22 protein-coding genes, 1 tRNA gene and 2 pseudogenes are annotated in these 22,012 nt (G+C 59.4%); 13 read left to right on the plus strand and 12 right to left on the minus strand.

All coding sequences use genetic code 11. The features are described from left to right. Positions 1-119 precede the first annotated feature (119 nt). The 3 genes and pseudogenes from CKW26_RS26025 to CKW26_RS26035 all read right to left on the minus strand — a co-directional run. A complete protein-coding gene (locus CKW26_RS26025; protein WP_256579966.1) occupies positions 120-320 on the minus strand; it encodes a hypothetical protein in 201 nt (66 codons plus the stop codon). A 330-nt stretch (positions 321-650) separates the two neighbouring features. After that, positions 651-1,823: pseudogene (locus CKW26_RS26030) on the minus strand (Heme peroxidase); the annotation flags it as partial. Between the two features lie 56 nt (positions 1,824-1,879). Next, positions 1,880-2,464: pseudogene (locus CKW26_RS26035) on the minus strand (RecT family recombinase); the annotation flags it as partial. A gap of 113 nt (positions 2,465-2,577) precedes the next feature. Here CKW26_RS26035 and CKW26_RS26040 point away from each other — a divergent pair. Further along, complete coding sequence (locus tag CKW26_RS26040; RefSeq protein WP_095050685.1) at positions 2,578-2,928, plus strand: hypothetical protein; 351 nt, start codon at positions 2,578-2,580, stop codon at positions 2,926-2,928. 193 nt (positions 2,929-3,121) lie between these two features. Here the strand turns inward: CKW26_RS26040 and CKW26_RS30110 are convergent, their stop codons facing one another. Continuing rightward, the gene (locus CKW26_RS30110; RefSeq protein WP_177409293.1) at positions 3,122-3,316 is read right to left on the minus strand and encodes a hypothetical protein; all 195 of its coding nucleotides are present in this window, start codon (positions 3,314-3,316) and stop codon (positions 3,122-3,124) included. A 342-nt stretch (positions 3,317-3,658) separates the two neighbouring features. Here CKW26_RS30110 and CKW26_RS26050 point away from each other — a divergent pair, with 342 nt between their 5' ends. After that, positions 3,659-3,928, plus strand: coding sequence for a hypothetical protein (locus CKW26_RS26050; RefSeq protein ID WP_095050686.1), 270 nt, complete (start codon positions 3,659-3,661; stop codon positions 3,926-3,928). 33 nt (positions 3,929-3,961) lie between these two features. On the opposite strand, the gene CKW26_RS26055 is transcribed toward CKW26_RS26050, so the two are convergent. Next, positions 3,962-4,189, minus strand: coding sequence for a hypothetical protein (locus CKW26_RS26055; protein ID WP_095050687.1), 228 nt, complete (start codon positions 4,187-4,189; stop codon positions 3,962-3,964). A gap of 186 nt (positions 4,190-4,375) precedes the next feature. Further along, positions 4,376-4,463 (minus strand) — tRNA-Ser (locus tag CKW26_RS26060). A 122-nt stretch (positions 4,464-4,585) separates the two neighbouring features. On the opposite strand from CKW26_RS26060, the gene CKW26_RS26065 reads away from it, so the two are divergent. Then, complete coding sequence (locus CKW26_RS26065; protein ID WP_007915443.1) at positions 4,586-5,257, plus strand: Bax inhibitor-1/YccA family protein; 672 nt, start codon at positions 4,586-4,588, stop codon at positions 5,255-5,257. An 86-nt stretch (positions 5,258-5,343) separates the two neighbouring features. On the opposite strand, the gene CKW26_RS26070 is transcribed toward CKW26_RS26065, so the two are convergent. Together CKW26_RS26070 and CKW26_RS26075 are read right to left on the minus strand one after the other, a co-directional pair. Continuing rightward, entirely contained in the window at positions 5,344-5,661 is a 318-nt protein-coding gene (locus CKW26_RS26070; RefSeq protein ID WP_095050688.1) for a YceK/YidQ family lipoprotein, read from the minus strand. A gap of 57 nt (positions 5,662-5,718) precedes the next feature. After that, entirely contained in the window at positions 5,719-6,156 is a 438-nt protein-coding gene (locus CKW26_RS26075) for an Lrp/AsnC family transcriptional regulator (protein ID WP_064381847.1), read from the minus strand. Positions 6,157-6,294: 138 nt separating this feature from the next. On the opposite strand from CKW26_RS26075, the gene CKW26_RS26080 reads away from it, so the two are divergent. After that, entirely contained in the window at positions 6,295-7,188 is an 894-nt protein-coding gene (locus tag CKW26_RS26080) for a DMT family transporter (protein ID WP_095050689.1), read from the plus strand. Between the two features lie 3 nt (positions 7,189-7,191). On the opposite strand, the gene CKW26_RS26085 is transcribed toward CKW26_RS26080, so the two are convergent. From CKW26_RS26085 to CKW26_RS26100, 4 genes are all read right to left on the minus strand, one after another. Then, positions 7,192-8,232, minus strand: coding sequence for an FUSC family protein (locus CKW26_RS26085; protein WP_177409294.1), 1,041 nt, complete (start codon positions 8,230-8,232; stop codon positions 7,192-7,194). Between the two features lie 61 nt (positions 8,233-8,293). Then, complete coding sequence (locus CKW26_RS26090) at positions 8,294-9,253, minus strand: HlyD family secretion protein (protein WP_095050690.1); 960 nt, start codon at positions 9,251-9,253, stop codon at positions 8,294-8,296. Between the two features lie 5 nt (positions 9,254-9,258). Further along, positions 9,259-9,609, minus strand: coding sequence for a DUF3302 domain-containing protein (locus CKW26_RS26095; RefSeq protein ID WP_095050691.1), 351 nt, complete (start codon positions 9,607-9,609; stop codon positions 9,259-9,261). 130 nt (positions 9,610-9,739) lie between these two features. Further along, positions 9,740-11,365: an NADP-dependent glyceraldehyde-3-phosphate dehydrogenase gene (locus tag CKW26_RS26100; protein ID WP_095050692.1), complete on the minus strand. Its 1,626-nt coding sequence runs from the start codon at positions 11,363-11,365 to the stop codon at positions 9,740-9,742. Positions 11,366-11,714: 349 nt separating this feature from the next. Here CKW26_RS26100 and CKW26_RS26105 point away from each other — a divergent pair, with 349 nt between their 5' ends. The 9 genes from CKW26_RS26105 to CKW26_RS26150 all read left to right on the plus strand — a co-directional run bounded on the left by CKW26_RS26105 (position 11,715) and on the right by CKW26_RS26150 (position 22,006). Continuing rightward, the gene (locus CKW26_RS26105; protein WP_095050693.1) at positions 11,715-12,071 is read left to right on the plus strand and encodes a cytochrome c5 family protein; all 357 of its coding nucleotides are present in this window, start codon (positions 11,715-11,717) and stop codon (positions 12,069-12,071) included. 76 nt (positions 12,072-12,147) lie between these two features. Next, on the plus strand, positions 12,148-13,476 hold the full coding sequence (locus CKW26_RS26110) for a D-arabinono-1,4-lactone oxidase (RefSeq protein WP_176471353.1): 1,329 nt from the start codon (positions 12,148-12,150) through the stop codon (positions 13,474-13,476). Positions 13,477-13,550: 74 nt separating this feature from the next. After that, a complete protein-coding gene (locus tag CKW26_RS26115) occupies positions 13,551-14,759 on the plus strand; it encodes a DSD1 family PLP-dependent enzyme (RefSeq protein WP_177409295.1) in 1,209 nt (402 codons plus the stop codon). A 281-nt stretch (positions 14,760-15,040) separates the two neighbouring features. Next, the gene (locus tag CKW26_RS30595; RefSeq protein WP_080750810.1) at positions 15,041-15,652 is read left to right on the plus strand and encodes a transposase; all 612 of its coding nucleotides are present in this window, start codon (positions 15,041-15,043) and stop codon (positions 15,650-15,652) included. 56 nt (positions 15,653-15,708) lie between these two features. Further along, on the plus strand, positions 15,709-17,307 hold the full coding sequence (locus CKW26_RS26130; RefSeq protein ID WP_095050697.1) for a ShlB/FhaC/HecB family hemolysin secretion/activation protein: 1,599 nt from the start codon (positions 15,709-15,711) through the stop codon (positions 17,305-17,307). 14 nt (positions 17,308-17,321) lie between these two features. Then, on the plus strand, positions 17,322-19,118 hold the full coding sequence (locus CKW26_RS26135; protein WP_095050698.1) for a DUF2341 domain-containing protein: 1,797 nt from the start codon (positions 17,322-17,324) through the stop codon (positions 19,116-19,118). A gap of 11 nt (positions 19,119-19,129) precedes the next feature. Continuing rightward, complete coding sequence (locus CKW26_RS26140; RefSeq protein WP_003201710.1) at positions 19,130-19,555, plus strand: biopolymer transporter ExbD; 426 nt, start codon at positions 19,130-19,132, stop codon at positions 19,553-19,555. 3 nt (positions 19,556-19,558) lie between these two features. Continuing rightward, the gene (locus tag CKW26_RS26145) at positions 19,559-20,263 is read left to right on the plus strand and encodes an energy transducer TonB (protein WP_007915486.1); all 705 of its coding nucleotides are present in this window, start codon (positions 19,559-19,561) and stop codon (positions 20,261-20,263) included. A 39-nt stretch (positions 20,264-20,302) separates the two neighbouring features. Next, a complete protein-coding gene (locus CKW26_RS26150; RefSeq protein WP_095050699.1) occupies positions 20,303-22,006 on the plus strand; it encodes a putative porin in 1,704 nt (567 codons plus the stop codon). Positions 22,007-22,012: the final 6 nt, after the last annotated feature.

The raw sequence follows: 22,012 nt of genomic DNA on the forward strand, positions 1-22,012 counted from the left end.
CTTGGGTAAGCGCCGCCCTCCGGTTACCGGATGCAGCGAGTAGGGTGGGTTATGGGCATGTCACGGCGGCATGTCACTCAATGCGAATGTGATTCGCCAATTGCTCGTCAGTCATACGGTCAGCGCCGCGAATGAAGCGCGAAATCAGGGCCTGTTTCACCGATCTCGGTCCTGGCCATGACCAGCTTTAGCGCCGCGTCATCGCTGTGATAAAGCTTCGTGACAATCTGACGTGACAACAGAGCGGCCTCTTTTTCCGCCTGGACCATCTTGTCCCGTTCGCGCTGGTCGCGTTTGCGCTCGGTTAGATTCTTGGCCATGGCCTACAACTTCAATTCCGCTGGCTGGCAAGTCCAGCCAGTTCAGTAACTTTAAGCTTCAACAGTCCGTGACTCGCCTCGATAACGTAGATTGAAGTGATGGCTAAATGCGATTACGATTCCGCCCCTTCATAAGGGAGTTACACAATGTTTCCAAGGTATTTTCGCTGGATTTCCGGACTGGGTGTCATCGCCGCCGTGGTGGCTTTCGTAGTTTCAGGTCTGAGAGTCTGGTCTGGCATGGCACCTACCACAGATCTGATTCAGCCGATTGTCATGGCGATTTTTTTAGGCTGGATGTTCACTCAATCGACCAAGGCTTGAGGCAGATCACGCTGCCACCTTGACCAGCCTCACGCCGGCCATGCTGAACTTGTCGCCCTGGGCCACGACCATCGCGTCGAGTTTCTCCCAATCCACGGTCAGAACCGAGATAGGGGCATGGCCGCCAGCGACGGCGTGGATTAGCGCTTCCAAATCGAACACCTCAGCTTGCAGGCTCACCGGCACTACGGTTGTGGTCGCAGGCTTCGACGCAGACTGAACCGGCGCGGCGGCCTTCACTGGCGCCGGGCTTGCGACTGTTGCAGGCTCAACCGGTGCGTTGGCTTTCGCCTCGTCCTCGAATCGCTTCAGCTCTTCCTGAAGGATCTGTTCACGCTGCGCTTCCGCTTTCTACTCCTCGGCCTTCTGGTGTTCGGATATTCGCACCTTGATCAGCGCGACCAAGTCGTCGTTTGCCTTCATCGCCGGCTGCTGAACGTCTTTAAACAGGAACATGTAGTCGGCTGCGAGCTCGTCCAGGGTGGCCAAGTTGCTCCGGATGCTGTCGCCGACCTGGCTGGCGGCAATCTTTGCCCGGGCCAGTTCGGAATCGGCAGAGTCACGCAGTCTGCTGATCGTCTTCTTGCCTTTAATGGCTCCGGCGAAATCTGCAGGCACCGCTGGCATGCGCGCTTTGCCGCCGAGTGAAGCGCTGATCTGGTCGATGTGGACCTGCAGCGACTTCGCTGCATCCATGACGATGTCTTCACGGATGCTGAGCTTGCGGGCTTTCAACGGCTTGTCGAGCATCAGACGCTTGGCGCGAGCCTCGGCGCTGATCTCGTCGATGGTACGGAACAGTGCGTCGATGCTTTCGGTTTGGCTCAGCGCGTGCTGCTTGGCTGCTTCCAGGCGCTCCTCGACATCGCCATACCATTTGACCGTTTTTTCTGCGTCGGCGAAGTGCTGATCCGTTTCCAGCACGGTGTTGATCGAGCCGAAGACAGCGAGGGAGTGAGCTTTGAATTGCTCCAGGTTGCTGGCGGTGACCATGCCGGTAACTTCGATGCGCAGCGCTGGCAAGGATTCCGGCGTTTTGTCGACGGCCTCCGGCACCACCTCGGAGGGAGTGAAGTCCAGTAGGTCAGCTTGGAACTGCTTCCAGCCTGCTACGAGTGTCGCGGCTGGTGTGTATTCCATCGAAAAGAAGTTTTCTTCAGTGCCTTCTGAGGCAGTGAAGTAGTTGGCGCGGAGTGCATGCCAGGCTTCGGAGCCCTGAGCGACATTGTGGATTTTCATTCTTGGCCCCCTTCAATTGGCGCAAGCGCTTTGATCCTGGCGATCTGCTCTTCGCTCAGGGTGAATTTGCTGCTGACGGTTGCGATCAGGTGATCAGGGGCGGAGCGTCCGGCGTCGACTGCGGTTTGCCATTTGGGCAAATTCTCTGTGAGCTTTTCGTCGGGGTAGGGCGAGAGTTCTACCGGTGCCGCGCCGCGCGCTGGCGATACGTTGCGAATGGTCGGCGCGGTTTCTTCCAGCGCGTCCGGGCTATACACGCCGAGGATCACGTCCGGGCAATAGAGTCGCGACCAGCGCTTGGTGGCGAGGTACGCCAGTTGCTGGCGAGGATCGTCAGCCCAGAGGGTGCTGTTTCGAGTGCGTGCCTGGGCCAGTAGCAACTCAAGGACTCGCGGCTCGTCTTCGCCGCGGAAGGTCACCCAGACCTTCACGCCCAGCCCTTGCTCGTCTTCAAGCTTCCAGCCCGGTACTCGGTACTCGCCTTTGTCGCCGTTCTTGATGGTGAATTTGCCGATCACTTTTTCCCAGGCGCCGTGCCACTCGTAATGAAGTCGATCCAGCACCAGTGCGCAGGTGGTGAGGGGAGTGCATTCGGGTTGTGTCGGAGGGGCGCAGCTAAATTGCTCAAGGAACCAGCGAGCATGGCCGATATGTCTTGGCGTTAATGCCGAGTACTTGAGATCTGGAGATCTAAATGTTCCTAAGTAAAATTCGCACTGGTACGGTCATCGCGATAATTGCCTTCGCTTATGTCGTTCCAGCTTCTGCTGCCAGCGACGTTGTCGTGGACCACAACACTGCGGTTATAGCTGTCGCATCCACGCAGGCATGCGCAAAAAAGCATCCAGAAGCAGGTATCACTTTAGAAAAGTTCCTGACAGAACAGAAAGCGGACATAAATGACGAGATGGCGAAACATATCCGTGAGGTTGCTACAAACCCTATGTACGACATGGAGGTGAAGCAGTCGATTGAATTCTTCAATTCCACAGGCGGCCAGAGTTTGCTGGACAGTCTCTGTGGTGGATTCATTACTGCGAAGTAATTGCCTCTCTTGCTCACTTTGCTGTGATCCATACCTGACGCATGATGGCAGTTATAGGCGGCAGCTTGGTCCGCATCGGGGTGTAATCTGGCCGGGGCTCAATCGGCATTCGGCAAAAGGGGGAGCCATAGAAGCGACCGGTTGGCTCATCTGCTGCCCGAGTATTAGCTTCAGATCACACCCCGATGCGCGCTCACAGAGAGGGTCGGGCAGTTAGCAGTTCTCCGTTGTCGATACGAACGACGTCATAGCTCGACGTGCCACGGTATTGGCTTGGCGAGTTTTGGAACTCCTCGATGGCATGCCAATAAGCCGCGTCGGCCATCTCATTCGTGTCGTACTGCTCAATCTGATCGATCAGGCCCTCATCGCGGAGCGTGGCTGTCATCTCGTGGAGGGTTCCCGATGTCCCTCTAAGTTTTGCATGCGGAAGTCTTGGTCATCGAGAGTTGTTCGCCATCGCTGGAGTCGGAGAGGTTTCGCTTGATCGAAAGTCATGCTGCGGGTTTCGCTGTAAAAATTCTGTATGCATGCACGCTAGTCGAGTCTCGGCAGGTGGCCGAGGGGGAGGCGACGAACAGTAGGGATAGGGCTGCTTTCGGCCAGAAGCAGCCTGTCATAAGCGAAACGTTTCGGTTCGGAGCGGGCTTTTGCTTTTGCATATACGACGTTTTATATAACCTCGCGAAATTCGTTTCGAAACCTGCGTTGCAATATCCAGGATCCCGATATGCAGACTGACCAAAACAGACTACTCGCCCTCGCATTGCTGGAGATCAAGATTTTACTTGTTGGTTATCTGGGTAGCGTTGTAGACGCCCCGACGAATGTTCGTGTGGCGGCACATATTGCCTATGCACTTCATAACGAGGCGGAGGCTGTTTACACCAATGCTGACTTTGCGCTTGATGGCGCATCCCAAAAAATCGCTGCGATCGATCAAATTTTAGGTGTCACTGACGGCGCCGCGCTATTGAGCAGATTTGATATCGAAACCTGATTCATTCCAGATAATGCTGAGCCAAGATGACTGCTATTGGCCCAATAGCGGTCTGTCGGGCGTCATCAAAACCGCGAGCGTCATCTTGATGAACTCTTCGTTTTTGTCGATCGCCCAGAGGGCGCCGCGCACATTCTCGGTTACATCGGCCGCCCCGCGCTGCTCCGCCCAATTCGATAACTCCATGATGACGGCCTCGAGGGCGAGTTGGTTTTCGTTGATCTTGAAGAGCAGGGAAGATAGCAGGTCTGAGTTGGGCATTTTGTGTTCCCTTAGCAGCTAAAGGAGCAGCGTAGCACCGGGATAAATGTAGAGTGTTTTACGTTTGGCAGGACGCCGGAGAAGAGAGAGCAGAGAGTTCTGTAACGCTTCAGCTAGCGCGGCGGAAATCTCAAACCCCAGAAACGACAAAGCCCTGAATAATCAGGGCTTTGTCGGTACCAAATATGGCGGAGGCGATGGGATTCGAACTCATGGACCTGTTACAGTCGACGGTTTTCAAGACCGTTGCCTTAAACCACTCGGCCACACCTCCGTTGCGTTGCGGGCGCCATAATACCTGAATGAAACACACTGTCAAACTCTCTGCATGGCTTGTTACAGAGCGTCTGTTATGATCTTTGCGACTGAACGTTTCAAACCAACAGGAGTGTCGCCATGCGCGAACAGGATTACGCAGTTAATAACAGCGTGCAGGCTGAGCAGCTAGAGGTTAGCCGCGTCCTGCGCAACACTTACGGCCTACTGGCTCTGACCCTCGCATTCAGCGGAGTCATGGCTTTCGTCGCTCAGCAGATGCGTGTTGGCTACCCGAATATTTTCGTGGTGCTGATCGGCTTCTACGGGCTGTTCTTCCTCACCAACAAGCTGCGTGATTCCGCGTGGGGCCTGGTGTCCGCTTTTGCGCTGACCGGTTTCATGGGTTTCCTGCTCGGCCCGATCCTCAACCGTTACCTGGGCATGCAGGGCGGCGCTGAAGTGGTCAGCTCGGCGTTCGCGATGACCGCGCTGGTGTTCGGTGGTCTGTCGGCCTACGTGCTGATCACCCGCAAGGACATGAGCTTCCTCGGTGGTTTCATCACCGCTGGTTTCTTCGTGTTGCTGGGTGCAACGCTGGCAAGCTTCTTCTTCCAGGTCAGCGGCCTGCAACTGGCGATCAGCGCAGGTTTCGTGCTGTTCTCGTCCGTGTGCATCCTGTTCCAGACCAGCGCCATCATCCACGGCGGCGAGCGTAACTACATCATGGCGACCATCAGCCTGTATGTATCGATCTACAACCTGTTCATCAGCCTGTTGCAGATCTTCGGCATCATGAGCCGCGACGACTGATCGTTGTAATGACGTAAACAAAAAACCCGCTTAGGCGGGTTTTTTGTTGCCTGTGAGAAAGGAGGTGGACGCGGACAATCCGTCGATCAATTGATAATGATGCTGCCGTCGGCCTGCTGCTTGTAGATGGTGTAGGGCAGCAACAAGGTGTCGAGCACCCCGGAAGCCACGGCATCAATAGCCCAGCCGGGCAGGGCTGCGTTGTACTTGTTACCTTCGTCTATCGGTGCATGCAGACTGCAGAAGTCATACATCACGCCGCTGTAGATCCGTGGTACCGCCCCGCAATAGGATTTGTTCGATTTCAAATCGTCTATGGCAACCTGGTCGTCGCGCACGACCGTCTGCACTGTCCCGCAACCACTCAACACTAATGCCATCAGCATCATTGCCTTAACTTTCATACCGCCAATCCCTCGCCGGAAAAACCCTAATCTAAGCCAAAAGTGCAGGAAAAGCACTTACGCCATCGGTGGCAAGCGGCGCTTGACCGGGGTTTTCTTGACGATTGCCGTGTTGGTTTCAGCCAGCGTATTGAGTCGGTCGAGCAGGGTGTCCAGCTGTTCCATTGAGCGCACATGCAAGCGCGCGATAAAACAATCCTCGCCCGTCACCTTGTCGCACTCGGTGAATTCGGGAATCGACAGGATCTGCCGCTCCACCTCCTGCAACTGTCCCGGCAGTGGTCGCACCCGGACGATGGCCTGCAATTGGTAACCAAAACACTTCGGATCGATCTCGACGGTGTAGCCCTTGAGCACACCGCGTTCTTCCAGGCGCCGCAACCGTTCAGCCACGCTTGGCGACGACAACCCGCTGATTTGTGCCAAGGCCTTGAGCGAACGCCGCGAATCCTCCATCAATGCGCCGATGAGGATCTGGTCAATATCGTCAGTCATGAAAAAACTCCAGCATTAGGCGATTGATGAAAACCACCCGCGATAAAAAAGGCAGATAGCGAGTTTAGCCTGATTTTTGCTCTGGAGCGCCGCCGGGATGCCTTGGCATACTTTGTTCAATTGTTGAGGAGATTCATGATGGACAAGACCCTGCGGCGCGGCTCATTCGAAATGACTGCCGCCATGCTCATATCCGGGACAATTGGCTGGTTCGTGCTGGTGTCCGGGCAGCCGGTGTTCGACGTGGTGTTCTGGCGTTGCGTGTTCGGTGCCGGCACCTTGCTGCTGATCTGTGCCGCTTTCGGCTTTCTGCACCCGGGCATTCTGACCCGCAGCACATTCCTGCTCGCGGTGCTGAGCGGGATGGCGATTGTCGGTAACTGGGTGCTGTTGTTTGCCTCTTACTCAAAGGCCTCAATTGCCATCGGTACGGCAGTGTACAACGTGCAGCCATTCATGCTGGTCGGTTTGGCGGCGCTGTTTCTTGGCGAGAAAATCACCTTGCAAAAGCTGTTCTGGCTGGCGATTTCGTTCATGGGCATGTTGGCGATTGTCAGTGCCCATGGCACGCAGGGCGGCAGCGGTAACGACTATCTGCTGGGCATTGCACTGGCTTTGGGCGCGGCGTTTCTCTATGCGATTGCCGCGTTGATCATCAAGCGCCTGACCGGCACGCCACCGCATCTGATTGCGTTGATTCAAGTCTGCACCGGGGGGCTGTTGCTGGCGCCATTTGCGCATTTCAGCGCGTTGCCGCATGAGCCGAGTGCCTGGGCCAGCCTGGTCACATTGGGCATCGTCCACACCGGTCTGATGTATGTGTTGCTGTACGGCGCGATCCAGAAATTGCCGACCGCATTGACCGGTGCACTGTCGTTCATCTACCCGATCGCGGCGATCTTCGTCGACTGGTTCGCGTTCGGCCATCGTCTGGAAACCCTGCAGTGGGTCGGTGTCGCGGCGATCCTGTTGGCCGCCGCCGGCATGCAGCAAGGTTGGGGGCTGAAAGCGCGGCGACTGGCCGCGCAGTAACCTTCAAATGTTCCAGCGCGGCGCGGTTTTCGCCAGGCGCTGGCGCATCTCGCCGATGTTCGCTGCCAGTTGCCGGGTCAACAGTCGGTAGCCATCCAGCGTGCTGTAAACCGGCGCATCGAGGTTGGCTTCCGGCAACTCGAGCGGCTTGTCCAGGCGTTGCGAAGCGCCGGTTTTCAGCGCCCGGGCCATGCCGATCAGTTGCACGCGAATCTGCCGGTGCTCGGCCTTCAGCGCTGATTGCAGATGCGCCATGGCTTCTGGGTCGTTGGCATCCGGTCGCGTGTTGCCAAGGATCTCCAGCGTGCTGATGCACATGCGCAAGTTGCGCTGGATCGCATCGAGTTCGGTCATGGACACCTTCACTTCCTTGGACACCGACGGCATCAGCGAGCGCAATTGCACCATCACCGCGCCGAGTCGGCCCATAAGTTTCAAATGCTCATCGGCGCTGACCGGTTGGCCGCTGATGATGCGTCCATACACCGTGGCGCAATCACGCAGGGCATCGGCGAGGTTGTAGCGCCACGAGTACACCGCGTACAGCGGCAGGGCAAAAGAGAAGGCCAGGGCGAGGGCGATGCCGATCAGAATGTCGACGCCGCGCCACAAGCCGTCGGTGATCGGATTGTCACCATGCCCGGCGACAATGAACACGGTGATCGCTGAGAGCAGGGCGGTATAACCCCCTTTGCCAATCGCGTGGTAAGAGAAGAAACCGCAGACCACCGCCATCGCAAAATACGTCAGCCACGGCATGCCGAGCCACGCCTGCTGCGCCACCAGCAACAAACCGACGCCGGCGCCGATCAAGGTGCCGGTGGCGCGTTCGGCGGCTTTTTTGCCGATGTTGCCGTGGTGCTGTAAACCGCCGATCACCACCAGCATGGTCACCGAGGCCCATTCACCGTGGGGCAGATTGATGCCGGTGGTCAGCAGGATTGTCGCCAGCAAGCCGAGGGCAACGCGCACCGCATGGATCAGCCGCGCGTGCCGGTAACGTCGATAAGGATCAAGCAACGGACGCAGGACACGGCGCAGCAAGGGCGGAAGTCGATGGGTGCTGTAAGTACTCAGTGCGGGCCTCTCGTGATTGGACTTCAGGTCAATGGAAAGGAAAAATGTAATTCATCCATGCTGCCATACGCAGGAGGATTTTGCGCATCGTGCCAATGTGATGGAAGTGCTGACTGTACAACGCGGCCTGCCCGTAAGCACCGCCCGGCATCAGCTTGCTGTACTGGGCGAAGGCCGGATCGGTGATTTCGATGATCACTGGCACACGCCCGGCCGGCGGCGAGCCGGTGTAGCCGATCAGGGTGCCGGAAGGTTGTACCTGACCTTCGGCAATCACCCCGATGACGTTTTTCACCCGGCCGGCGAAAACCTTGCCGGGAATGCCATCGAACGCGACTTCTGCTTCATCGCCGACGGTCAGGCGCAACAGGCTGTTCTGGCGCATCCACGCGGCAAAGTATTGGCCCTCTTCTGGAATGAACACCATCGATGGACGCAGCGGCAACTTGCTCGCCATCATCCCCGGCCGTAACGAGACATGGGTAACGAACCCTTTGCTCGGTGCGCGGACGGTGGTGTTGTCCAGCTCGAACTGGGCGTTGTCCAGCTGCGCCTGCAGATCATCGGTGCGGGAGATGGCCGCATCCAATTCACGCTGGGTGCCGAAGTTGCGCCGGATCAGTTCAGTGATCCGGTAGCGATCGCCTTTGGCTGCGATCAATTGCGCCTTGAGGGATTTCACCCGGTTGGCAAACGGCGTGGGGTCGATGCGAAACAGCACGTCGCCTTTTTCCAGCGGCTCGTTACCCTTCACCGGCACGTCGATCACCTGGCCGCTGACGATGGGGATGACCGGCACGGAAACGAAGTAAGTGCGCGCCACCTCAGAGTAGGGATGGTTGTAGTTCATGGTGAAAATCAAGGCGCCGATCATCAGGATGCCGCCCAGTACGGCGGTGGGCACCGTCCATTTGTTCAGCGGGATACGGAAGATCTTGAACACTGCGACGCAAATCGCGGCGTAAGTCAGGATAAGGAGCAGATCCATGGTGTTCAGCCCTCCCGGTTGTTGGGAGCAGTGGCATTCAGCGCTTCGAGTCGTTCGAGGCGTCCTTGCAGTTCGACCACCTGTTGCTCCAGGCGAACGACATGGTTTTGCACGGATTTACCGTCACCGAAGCCCCAGCCGCGATCTTCTCGATAGGCCATCGCCCAGATCCACAGGAAGGGCCAAAGCGCATGCAGCGTGAACAGACTGACCCAGCCAGTGGCATGGATCGCATCCTGATGCGGGTGGTTACGATGAACGGCAATCTCATAGGGGATGTCGTGCAACACGATGATCCCGTAAAACAGTACGAGCCCGGCAAACACCAAAACCCCTAGCGCAAAGTAATCCAGCATGGTCAAGCTCCCGGCATCCAGCACAGTGCTGGCATCAGTGTAGCCACTGATTTGCCGGGCGCTTGGCGACTTTGGATCAGAAGCGGTTGCCGTCGCCTTTTTGCTTATTCACGATCCGCGTGACAGTTGATCAAAAGATGTAGTCGGTGGTCAGGAAGCTCGAATCACGCCCGCGAATGATCTCGCTGATCAGATCCTTGTTGCTGTCCTGGAACTTGGTCGCCACCAGCGTACGGATCGAGAACACCCGCAACGCATCGTGTACCGAGAGCGTACCTTCCGCCGAATTCTTGCGGCCATTGAACGGGTAAGTGTCCGGCCCGCGCTGGCATTGCGCGTTGAGGTTGATCCGCCCGACCTGGTTGGCGAAGGTGTCAACCAGACGACCGACCGCCACCGGGTTGGTGCCGAAGATGCTCAACTGCTGGCCGAAGTCCGACTCCAGCACGTAGTCGATCACGGTATCGAGATGGCGGTACGGCACAATCGGCACCACCGGGCCGAACTGTTCTTCCTGATAGACGCGCATCTGCGGATTCACCGGATACAGCACTGCCGGGTAGAAGAACGACTCGCGGGATTCGCCGCCGTTGGGGTTGACCACTTCGGCACCCTTGGCGCGTGCGTCGGCCACCAAACCATGCAGATAATCGACCTTGCCCGACTCCGGCAGCGGCGTCAGCGACACGCCGCTGTCCCATGGCATGCCCGGTTTCAGAGTGGCCAGTTTGGCGTTGAATTTTTCGATAAAGCTATCGACCACATCCTCGTGCACGAAGAGGATTTTCAGCGCGGTGCAGCGCTGACCGTTGAACGACAGTGAACCGGTGACCGCTTCGCTGACGGCGTTGTCGAGATCGACTTCCGGCAGGACGATGCCCGGGTTCTTCGCATCCAGACCCAGCGCGGCGCGCAAACGGTGTGGTTTTGGGTGGAGTTTTTTCAGGTCGCTGGCGGCTTTGTTGGTGCCGATGAAGGCGAAGATGTCGATCTTGCCGCTGGCCATCAGCGCGCTGACGGTTTCGCGGCCACTGCCGTAAATCACGTTGATGACGCCGGTGGGAAAGCTGTCGCGGAAGGCTTCGAGCAACGGGCGGATCAGCAACACGCCGAGCTTGGCCGGTTTGAACACCACGGTGTTGCCCATGATCAGCGCCGGGATCAGCGTGGTGAAGGTTTCGTTCAGCGGATAGTTGTAAGGGCCCATGCACAGGGCGACGCCGAGCGGCACGCGGCGAATCTGCCCTAGGGTGTCCTGTTCCAGCTCGAAACGGCTGGAGCGGCGGTCGAGTTCCTTGAGCGCATTGATGGTGTCGACGATGTAGTCGCAGGTGCGGTCGAACTCTTTTTCCGAGTCCTTGAGGTTCTTGCCGATTTCCCACATCAGCAGTTTCACCACTGCGTCACGTTGCTGACGCATGCGGCCGAGGAAGGCTTCGACGTGCTGGATGCGTTCGGCCACGCGCATGGTCGGCCACAGGCCCTGGCCCCGGTCGTAGGCGCGCACGGCAGCGTCGAGGGCGGTGAGCGCGGTGTCGGCGTCCAGCAGCGGCGTGCTGCCGAGGATGACTTGTTCGTCGCCGTTATCGCCTTTCAGATAGACCGGGCTGCGCACGGTGGCGAGCGGGCCGTCCCAGCGGCGCAACTGGCCGTCGACCAGGTATTCGCGTTGCTCGACCTGAGCGTCGAGGCGGTATTTTTCCGGGATGTCGCTGACAGAAGGGAACAGGTTGCCAAGGATGTTTGCTGTGGTCATGTCGCTACCCCGTGTTGATGTCCGTATGCAGATCAAAAAGCCTTCACAGGTTATACGCCTGAATGCGCCGGAATTTAAACCCGCAAATGTCACCCGAATGTCACGCAAAGGCGCACAGCAGAGCGGACAGGCTTGATGATCGTTCCCACGCTCCGCGTGGGAACGCAGCCCGGGACGCTCTGCGTCCCATTGGAACGCGGAGCGTCCCTTGAGGCATTCCCACGCAGAGCGTGGGAACGATCATCGGGGGGAGAGCTGGCCCCGTTTGCCCCCCTCTCTGGCCTGCAATGCCCTCAACCCGTTGCAGGCGCTGCCGTAAGGTGTGTTCACAACAATAAGCGAGGTCGCTATGCGGGCAATTCGACGGACTTTAATGCTGGCGTTGGCCATGGCGTTGTCTGGCTGCGGCGAAGACCCCAAACCCCCGGTCACCATCCCCAACAACGCCATGCCCAACGACCCGGCACTGGCGCAGATCTACGCCAACAGCTGCCAGCTCTGCCACGCCAATCCCGCCGCCAACGCACCGCTCACCGGTGATCACAAAGCCTGGGAACCGCGCATCCAGCAAGGCACCGACACGCTGCTCGACCACGCCATCAACGGCTATAACGGCATGCCGCCGATGGGCCAGTGCGTCGAATGTTCGGAAGAGCAATTCCTGCAACTGATCGGCTTCATGGCCGACCAGCCGCTCCCACAATAAGGTGCCCGGCATGACGATGGATCTGACACGGCGTCAGTTGTTGCAACGGGCAAGCATCGTCGGCGCGTTCAGTGCGTTGGCGAGTCATCCGGCGTTGGGTCAATTGCTGCGCGCGCCACGGCTGATTCCGTGGCGCAACTGGTCGGGCGGGCAGAGTTGCTTGCCGGCGGCGCGGCTGGCGCCGAAAAATCTCGATGAACTGACAGCCGTCATCAAACAAGCGCAAGGCAAGATTCGCCCGGTCGGCTCGGCGCATTCCTTCAGCGCGCTGGTGCCCACCGACGGCACGCTGTTGTCGCTGAGCTATTTCAGCGGTCTGCTCGATCACGATGCGAAAACCCTGCAAGCCGAATTCGCCGCCGGCACGCCCATGTCGCGCATGGGCCAGCCACTGAAAGACATCGGCCAAGCCCTGCAGAACATGGCCGATATCGATTACCAGACCCTGGCCGGGGCCATTGCCACCTCGACCCACGGCACAGGGAAAAACTTCCAATCCTACTCGGCCCACGTCTGCGGACTGCAATTGGTCACGGCCAATGGCGAGGTGCTCGACTGCGACAGCCAGCGCCACCCCGAAGTATTCAACGCCGCCCGCGTCTCCCTCGGTGCGCTCGGTGTCGCCACTAAAATCCGTCTGCAAAACCGCCAGGCATACCGCCTACGCGAACGCCAGTGGATCGCCAAGACCGAGGAACTGCTCGAAGACCTCGACAAGAACACCCGTGAAAACCAGCACTGGGAAATGCTCGTCGTCACGCATTCCGACTACGCCTTGTCCATCGCCCTCAACGAAACCGACGACCCGGCGACGCCGCCGATCAGCCCGGAAGAAGAGGGCGGCAACGAGTTCGTCACCCTGATCGAGAAGATCGACAAATACGGCAGCGACTTTCCCGACCTGCGCCGCACGCTGCTCAACAGCCTGCGCCATCTGGCCAGTTTCGATGACCGCGTCGGCGACTCCTTCGACATCTACGCCAATGTGCGCACCGTGCGTTTCAACGAAATGGAGTATTCAGTGCCTGCCGAACACGGACCGGCCTGCCTGCGCGAAATCCTCAAGCTGATTCAGGATAAGGACCTGCGCACTTGGTTTCCCATCGAGTACCGCTACGTCAAGGCTGACGACATTCCGCTGAGTATGTTCGAGGGCCGCGACAGCTGTTCGATCTCGGTACACCAGCATTATCAGATGGATCATCACAACTTCTTCGCGGCGGTCGAGCCGATCTTCTGGAAGTACAACGGCCGGCCGCATTGGGGCAAGTTGCACTCGCTCAACGCGAAGAACCTGCAACCGCTGTATCCGCGCTGGCGTGAATTTGTCGACGTGCGTCAGGCGCTGGATCCGAGTGGACGGTTTCTCAATGCGCATCTGGCGTCGATATTGGGGGTGAGCTGATGGCGGTCAATCGGCGCAATTTTCTGCTCGGCACGTTGGGTGGCGGTGCTTTGTTGGTCGGCGTTGGCGCGTGGCTGCGGCCGGGCGATCGCGGAGCGCCGTACAGCGAATACTTCCGGGCGCTGAACAAGGAATTGAAGGAAAAGGGGCCTATGCGCCCGGTGCTGCTGATCGATCTGGATCGCCTCGATCACAACATTGATGTGGTGATGCAGTCGATCAAACGCGGCGGCAAACACCTGCGGCTGGTGGAAAAGTCGCTGCCGTCACCGGGACTGTTGAGCTACATCGGGCAACGGGCCGGAACACAAAAGCTGATGTCGTTCCATCAGCCGTTCCTCAATCACGATGCACAGGTGTTTCCGCAGTCCGACATTTTGCTCGGCAAGCCATTGCCGGTACGCTCGGCCGAGCTGTTTTATCAATCCCACAAAGGCTCTTTCGATCCGGCGAAGCAATTGCAATGGCTGCTCGACGGGCCAGAGCGATTGCAGCAATACCTCGCGCTGGCGCAGGGTTTGGGCACACGGATGCGCATCAACATCGAGCTGGATGTCGGCCTGCATCGTGGCGGGGTCAGTGATGTGAATGTCCTTGGGCAGATGCTCACGCTGATCAGCGCCAACCCGCAGCATCTGGAATTCGCCGGGTTCATGGGCTATGACCCGTTTGTGGGCATGGGTGTACCGGGAATACTCGGCTCACCGGAGGAATTGTTCGCCAAGGTCATGGTGATTTATCAGCGTTGCGTCGATTTCACCCGGCAGCAGTTCCCGGCGTTGTGGCACGACGGTTTGTGCCTGAATACCGCCGGCAGCCCGAGTTATCGCATTCACGAAAACGAGAAACTGAGTACCGAGGTTTCCGTGGGCACGGCGATGCTCAAACCGACGCACTATGATTTGCCTTCGCTGGCCGAGCATGTGCCCGCGACCTACATCGCCACGCCAGTCTTGAAAAGCACAGGCGCGGTGAATATTCCGGCACTGGATGACAAGTCGAAGCTGTTGTCGTGGTGGGATCAGAATCAGCGCCAGACCTATTTCATCTACGGCGGTAACTGGATGGCCGAGTTCGAATCGCCCCAGGGTTTACAGAGCAACAGCGTCTACGGACGCAGCTCAAATCAAGAGATGGTCAATGGCTCCAACGCCGTGGGGCTGACCATCGAAGATCAAGTCTTCCTGCGCCCGACCCAGACCGAAGCCGTGCTCCTGCAATTCGGCGACCTGCTCGCCGTGCGCGGCGGCAAAATAGTCGACACTTGGCCGGTCTACACCTAACCCCAAATCACCCAAACACTGCAAAACCCTGTGGGAGCTGGCTTGCCAGCGATGGCGTCATGTCAGCAACCCTTTACTTCGCTGACAGACCGCTATCGCTGGCAAGCCAGCTCCCACAGGGTTCTCGATGTATGTCCTATCTCATTGCCAAATTCTGTAATGAAGCTTTTATGACAAAAGTTCGGTAGCACATCGCCAGTCCGGTCATGCCTATGTAACGCGCTTGAGGGGCCCAACGGGGCGCTTTTCACAAGCCGAGGCGGGACGCCGGGAGTGAGGCAATGGGGACTATGGAACGCTACTCGAAAGTGGGCATGCAGGAACTCGATCAACGCCTGTCGAAGATCGTCGAAGCCGCGCGCAAGAAGCCGGTTTCGGTGTATCGCTACGGCGCGCCGTGGGTCTGGATTGTCTCGCAGGATGACTGGCAGGGCGCCTTGAAAGAGGTGTCGAGCTACATTCCGCCGGGCCATTCGCTGGTGTTGCTGCGCCCGCAGATCGACGACTTGCTCGACGCCCACCGCGACCTCCTGCACGACCTCAATGCCGAGCCGGGCATGCTGATCCCCGCGCAAACGGTCATGCACATTCTGCTTCTGCAACTGCTGTATTCGGTGCCCAGCGAGCAGCAACTGTATGAACAGCTCAATTACAACCTGTTGTTCCGCTGGTTCGTTGGCCTGGGCCTGAACCAGAAAGTCTGGAGCTTCAACGCCCTCAGTCGCGACATCGCCACGTTGCTCAATGAGCCGCGCGCGGTGCTGCTCATTCAAAAAATCATCGGCGAAGTGTTCTGCGGCGCGTTGCTGCAAATGCCCGAGTTCTCGCTGAACTTCGCGCTTTTGCACACGTGGCTGGGCAAACACGCCTGCGCCTCGACAGCCAGCAATTGACGCCATACACGCGGCGTTCGAAACGCCAACAGGTCATCGCGAATTCAGGGGGTAGTGTGGAACCGATTTTCAAGTCACGGCTGGCGCTGTGGGGCTGGCTGCTGGTGACGGCGGGCGCGCAGCCGGCATTGGCCGAGGAGGCCGCCAACAACGCGGCGGCGCAGCGTCTGGTCGACGTCAACGAATACTTCGTGCGCGGCAACACCGTGCTCGATGCACGGGCGATCGAAGAGGCGGTGTACCCGTTTCTCGGCCCGCAAAAAGCCCTCACGGATATCGAAGGCGCGCGGGACGCCTTGCAGAAGGCCTATCAGGAGCGTGGCTATCAATCGGTGTTCGTCGAGCTGCCGGAGCAAGCGGTGGCCGACGGCATCGTCTACTTGCAAGTCAGCGAAACCAAGGTCGGCCGGGTGCGTGTGGTCGGCGCCAAACACTATTCGCCGCTGGATATTCGCGACGACGTCCCGGCGCTGAAAGAAGGCGAGGTACCGGACTTCGCCAAGGTTCAGGGCGAACTCGCACAGCTCAACAAAACCCCGGGCCGACAGGTGATGCCGCTGGTGCGCGAAGGTCAGCGCCCCGGCACCATGGACGTCGATTTGCAGGTCGAAGACCAGAACCCTTGGACCGCTAGTGTTGGCCTCAACAACGATTACAGCGCCGACACCGAGAAGCTGCGCACGGTCACTAGCCTCGGTTACAACAACCTCTGGCAACTCGGCCACAGCATCAACCTGACTTACTTTACCGCGCCGCAGGAAACCGACAACGCCAAGGTCTGGTCGGGTTCGTATACCGCGCCGCTGACGGATCGCTGGAGCGTGCAGTTCTCCGGTTACCAGTCCGACAGCAACGTCGCCACCATCGGTGGCAGCAACGTGCTCGGCAAGGGCCATTCCTATGGCGTCTCGGCGATTTATACGCTGCCCTCCAGCGGCAACTGGTCGAACTCGCTGTCGGCCGGCATCGACTTCAAGGACTTCGACGAACGCCTGACCCTGTCCGGTGAGAGCGACAAAGTCCCGTTGCAATATGCGCCGTTCACCTTCGCCTACAACGGCTATCGCTACACCGAGAAGAGCCAGCTCGGCCTCGGTCTGAGCCTGGTAGCCGCCACTCGTAGCATTTTCGGCTACGGCAGTTCCGACGAAGACTTCGACTACAAACGCTACCGCGCCAAACCGAGTTTTGCCGTGCTCAAGGGCGACACGAACTACACCTGGACCTTCGACAGCGACTGGCAGAGCGCGAGCAAAGCCGCTTTCCAGTTGGCCTCGGGGCCACTGGTTTCCAATGAACAATTCTCCGCCGGTGGCGCGACTTCGGTGCGCGGCTATCTGGCCGCCGAACGCACCGGTGATGACGGCTTGCTGCTCAGCCAGGAACTGCGCACGCCGTCGCTGGCCAAGTACGCCGGCACGTGGATGCAGGACTGGCGCTTCTATGCCTTTGCCGAAGGCGCACAACTTTACCTGCGCGACGAACTGCCGGATCAGGACGCCAATTACGCCCTGGCCAGCGTCGGCCTCGGCACTCGCGCCAGTCTGAGCAAATGGCTGTCCGGCAGCCTCGACTGGGGCTATCCGTTACTCGAAGGGCCGAACACCTCGAAGCAGGAATCGCGCCTGCACTTCAACCTTCAAGCCACTTTCTGACAAGGAGCACGTTCATGCAGCGCCTCTTCCTTTCGTTGTTGATCTGCCTGGGCTTCGTGCTCCCGGCCACGGCTCAGGCCTGGTGGCAGGACGACTGGCACTACCGCAAACAGATCGCCGTCGACACCACGCCGCAAGGTGCGGCGATCAATCAGGCTCTTGGCCGCACTGCGCTGCTGGTGCGCCTGCACACCGGCAACTTCACCTTCGATGGGGTGAAAGAGGACGGCGCGGACCTGCGCTTTGTCGCCGCCGATGACAAAACCGTGCTCAACCACCAGGTCGAAAGTTTTGATGCGCTGATGGGCATGGCGCTGATCTGGGTCGATGTACCGAATGTCGAGGGCGGTCAGCGCCAGGACATCTGGATGTACTACGGCAATCAGAAGGCCCCGGCGACCGGCAACGGCCAGCTGACCTTTGACCCGAATTACACCGCGCTGTATCACTTCGACGGCGCCACCGGCACCCCGGCCAAAGACACCACGGCCTACGGCAATACCGCACAAAGCGCGACCGGCGCGGCGATTGACGGTGTAGTAGGGCGCGCCTTGCAGTTCAGCGGCCAGCCGTTGCTGCTGCCGGCAAGTCCTTCGCTGCAACACAACGCTGGTAGCGCATTCACCTTCAGTGCCTGGCTGCGACTTGATCAGGCCAGTGGCGAGCAACTGATTCTCGCCCGTCGCGAAGGCGCCAACAGTCTATTGATCGGAGCAAACCAAGGCGTGCCGTTTGTGGAGATCGATGGCCAACGCGCCGTCGCCACGCAAGCGCTGAATCCGGGCCAATGGCAGCACGTTGCGCTGACTGCTGAAGGTTCCAAAGTGACCCTGTTCATCAATGGTCGCGAAGCTGCCACGCTTGCCCAGGCGATGCCGGCCTTCAATTCGGTCATGGCCATCGGCGCTGACGTGCACGAAGGCCCGTTCCAGCCGTTCGTGGGCGCTATCGATGAATTGCGCCTGTCGAAAGTGTCACGTCCGGCAGCGCTGTTGCTGGCCGATGCCACCTCGCAAGGTGCCGAGTCGAAACTGGTGGCTTACGGTGTCGACGAAGAACAGTCCGGTTTCGGTTTCGGCAGCCTCGGTTTCCTGCTCAACGCCGTGCCCATCGACGCCTGGGTGATCATCGCCGTGCTGGTGCTGATGATGTTCCAGTCGTGGATCATCATGCTGCGCAAGAACCGCAGCCTCAGCCGTGTCACTGCCGCCAACGAAGATTTCCGCGTGCAGTTCGCCAAAGTCGGCACGCGTCTGGAGATGTTCGCCGACGACGCGCAACTCGCCCAACGTCTGCAGCATTCGTCGCTGTGGCGTCTGTATCTGGTAGCGGTGAAAGAGATCCGCACCCGTCGCGAGCAGGGCGCCGATACCTCGTCGGTGTCAGCGGCCACCATCGAAGCCATTCGTTGCTCCATGGACGGCGTGCGCACCCGCGAAAACCAGCAACTGAGTTCGAAACTCTCGACCCTGTCCAACGCCATCGCCGGCGGCCCGTACATCGGCCTGCTCGGCACCGTGCTGGGGATCATGGTGGTGTTCCTCGGCACGGCGATGGCCGGCGACGTCAACATCAACGCTATCGCTCCCGGTATGGCTGCTGCTTTGCTCGCCACCGCCATGGGCCTGTTCGTCGCGATCCCGGCGTTGTTTGGCTACAACCGCCTGATCACCCGCAACAAGGAAGTCAGCGCCGACATGCGCGTGTTCGTCGACGAGTTCATCACCCGTCTGGCGGAGATGCACGGCGAGAGCCAGTTCAGTGAAGCGTCGCATCGCGGCCATCACGCCAACCACTCCGTACCGGCCTGAGGAGCACTGACATGGCGTCTGTAAATGCCTCCCACGACGATGATGACGATGCCGCGGTGGACAGCATCAACATCACGCCCCTGGTCGACGTGCTGATGGTGGTGCTGGTGATGTTCATCCTCACCGCCACCGCGCAGGTCTCCGGGATCCAGATCAACCTGCCCAAGGCCAGCGCTTCGGTGTCACTGTCCGAGGCCAAGACCAAGGCGATCTCGGTTAACGACGGCGGCCAGGTGTTCCTCGATGCCTACCCGGTGACGCTGGCCGAACTGGAAGAGCGCCTGCGCATCGAGAAAGCGCAGAGCCCGGATTTCCCGGTGATCGTGCGCGGCGACGCCACGGTGCAATACCAGAAAGTCATCGAAGTGCTGGATCTGTTGCGCCGGCTCGAACTGTCCCAGGTCGGTCTTGTGACCGGCAAACCGAGTCAGGGCTGAGTCATGACCGCACAACTCCCGATCGAGCCGCTGCCGGTGAAAAAGCCAGCGCTGCGTTACGCGAAGTGGGGCGCCGGCTTGCTGATCGGCGCGCTCGCTGCGTGGTTTCTGTGGCAGTGGGCCAACGACATGAGCGGCATCCGCCGCGAAGCGCCGAAGGTGCCAACGATCATTCCGTTGCCACCTCCGCCACCACCGCCGCCAGAAAAACCGCCGGAGCCGGAAACCCCGGTCGAAGAAAAAGTCGTCGAGCCCGAGCCAACGCCGGAACCGGAAGAGGTCAAGCCCGAGGAAGAAGCACCGCCATCACCGGCGGACGATCTGGCCAATCCGATGCAAATGGACGGCGATGCGCAGTCCGGTAACGACGCTTTCAACATTGGCGCGGGCAAGGGCGGCGGCATGGCCGGGACCGGCGGCGGGCGTCTGGGCACGGGGACGTACAGCCAGTTTCTGGCGTTCACCTTCCAGCGTTTGCTCCGTGAGAACCCTGAGCTGCGCAACCTCGCGTTCTCGCTGCAGGCCGATGTCTGGCTGAGCAGCGTTGGCGAGATCACCCGGGTCGAGCTGATCAAGTCCAGCGGCAATCCCGAAATCGATACCCAGGTGCTGGCGGCGCTGCGCGGTGCCCCGGCGCTGAGCGAACGGCCACCGGCCTCCATCACTTTGCCTGTGCGCCTGTCCCTGCAAGGGCGGCGTCCGGGTTAATTCACTTATTTACGCTTTGCCAAAAGGAGTTGTGTGCAGATGATTTCCAACGTGAATCGATTGTCCCTGGCGGTCGGCATGGTCATTGCGACCCTGGTCGGTCAGGCCGTGGCAGCGCCTGCGCCTGCGCCCTCGGAGAACGCCACGATCAATCTGATCCGCTTGCTGGTCGAGCAGGGCATTCTGAAACAGGACAAGGCCGACGCGCTGATCGCTCAGGCGCAGAACGAAGCGGCCCAGGCCAAACAGGCCGCCGCATCCACCGCAGTCGCGGCCGGGCCGGTCGCTGCGCCGGGCGACGTCCGAGTGCAATACGTGCCGGCAGCGGTGCGCGACCAGATCCGCGACCAGGTCAAAGCCGAAGTCATGGCCACCGCCAAACAGGAAAACTGGGCCGCGCCCAACAGCTTCCCGGAATGGGCTGCGCGCATCAGTTTCGACGGCGACATTCGCTTGCGCAACGAATCGCGCTACTACTCGGACAGCAACAGCAACGAGATCGTCGACTTCGCCAAGCTCAACAACAATGGCCCGTACGACGTTAACCCGAACAGCAGCACCAATCTGCCGCCGCTGCTCAACACCCGCGAAGACCGCACCAACCAATTCCGCATTCGTGCGCGACTGGGCATGAAAGCGGAGATCTCGCCGCAATGGACCGCCGGTATTCGTATCGGCACCGGTTCGGACAACAACCCGGTGTCGACCACGCAAAACCTCGGCGGCGGTTTCGCCAAGAAGGACATCTGGCTCGATCAGGGCTACCTCAACTGGAAGCCTACGGATGAATTGACCCTTACCGGCGGGCGCTTTGCCAACCCGTTCATGTCCACCGACATGCTCTATTCCAACGATTTGAATTTCGACGGCGTGGCAGCGATTTTCGACCACAAGCTCAACCGCGATTGGGGTGTGTTCGGCACCGTCGGTGCGTTCCCGGTGGACTACACCAACGACACCGCCAGCAGCAACGGCTTTGACAAGGAAGAGAGCGACAACAAGTGGCTGTACGGCGCGCAGATCGGCGCCAAGTGGGCGATCAACAGCAACAACCGCTTGAAAGGCGCACTGGCGTACTACCGCTTCGACGACATTCAAGGCCAGCGCTCCAGCCCTTGCGAACCGTGGGCCGGCGCGCCAGGTTGCGACAGCGATGGCAGCCGCGCAGCGTTCATGCAGAAGGGCAACAGCGTGTTCCTGCTGCGCGACATCACGCCGAACCCGCTCAACCCGACCACCACGCCGCAGCCGCAGTTTGTTGGCCTCGCTTCGGAATTCAACCTGCTTGATCTGAACATGGTCTGGGATGCTGACCTGCCAGAAGATTTCAAACTGCGCAGCCAGGGCAACTACATCCACAACCTCGCCTACGACGAAGGCGACATGCGCAAGCGCTCGGCCGGGCAGATCGTCAACAACCTCGACAGCAACGGCGACATTGAAAGCGGCGCCAATGCGTGGATGGTGCAGTTCACCCTCGGCAGCGCGCTGGACCTGAAAAAGCAGGGCGACTGGAACATGTTCGCTGGCTACAAGTACATCCAGCCGGATGCCTTGCCGGATGGCTTCAACGACTCGTCGTTCCACCTCGGCGGCACCAACGCCAAGGGTTATTTCATCGGCGGCAACTACGGTCTGGCGAAGAACGTTTACGCGACCGGTCGCTGGATGAGTACCGAAGCGGTGTACGGCGCGCCGTTCGACATCGACGTCTTGCAGCTTGAGATCAACACGCGCTTCTAAGGCGCC

The organism is Pseudomonas sp. Irchel s3h9 (assembly GCF_900187475.1).
GTDB classification, from domain to species: Bacteria; Pseudomonadota; Gammaproteobacteria; order Pseudomonadales; family Pseudomonadaceae; genus Aquipseudomonas; species Aquipseudomonas neuropathica.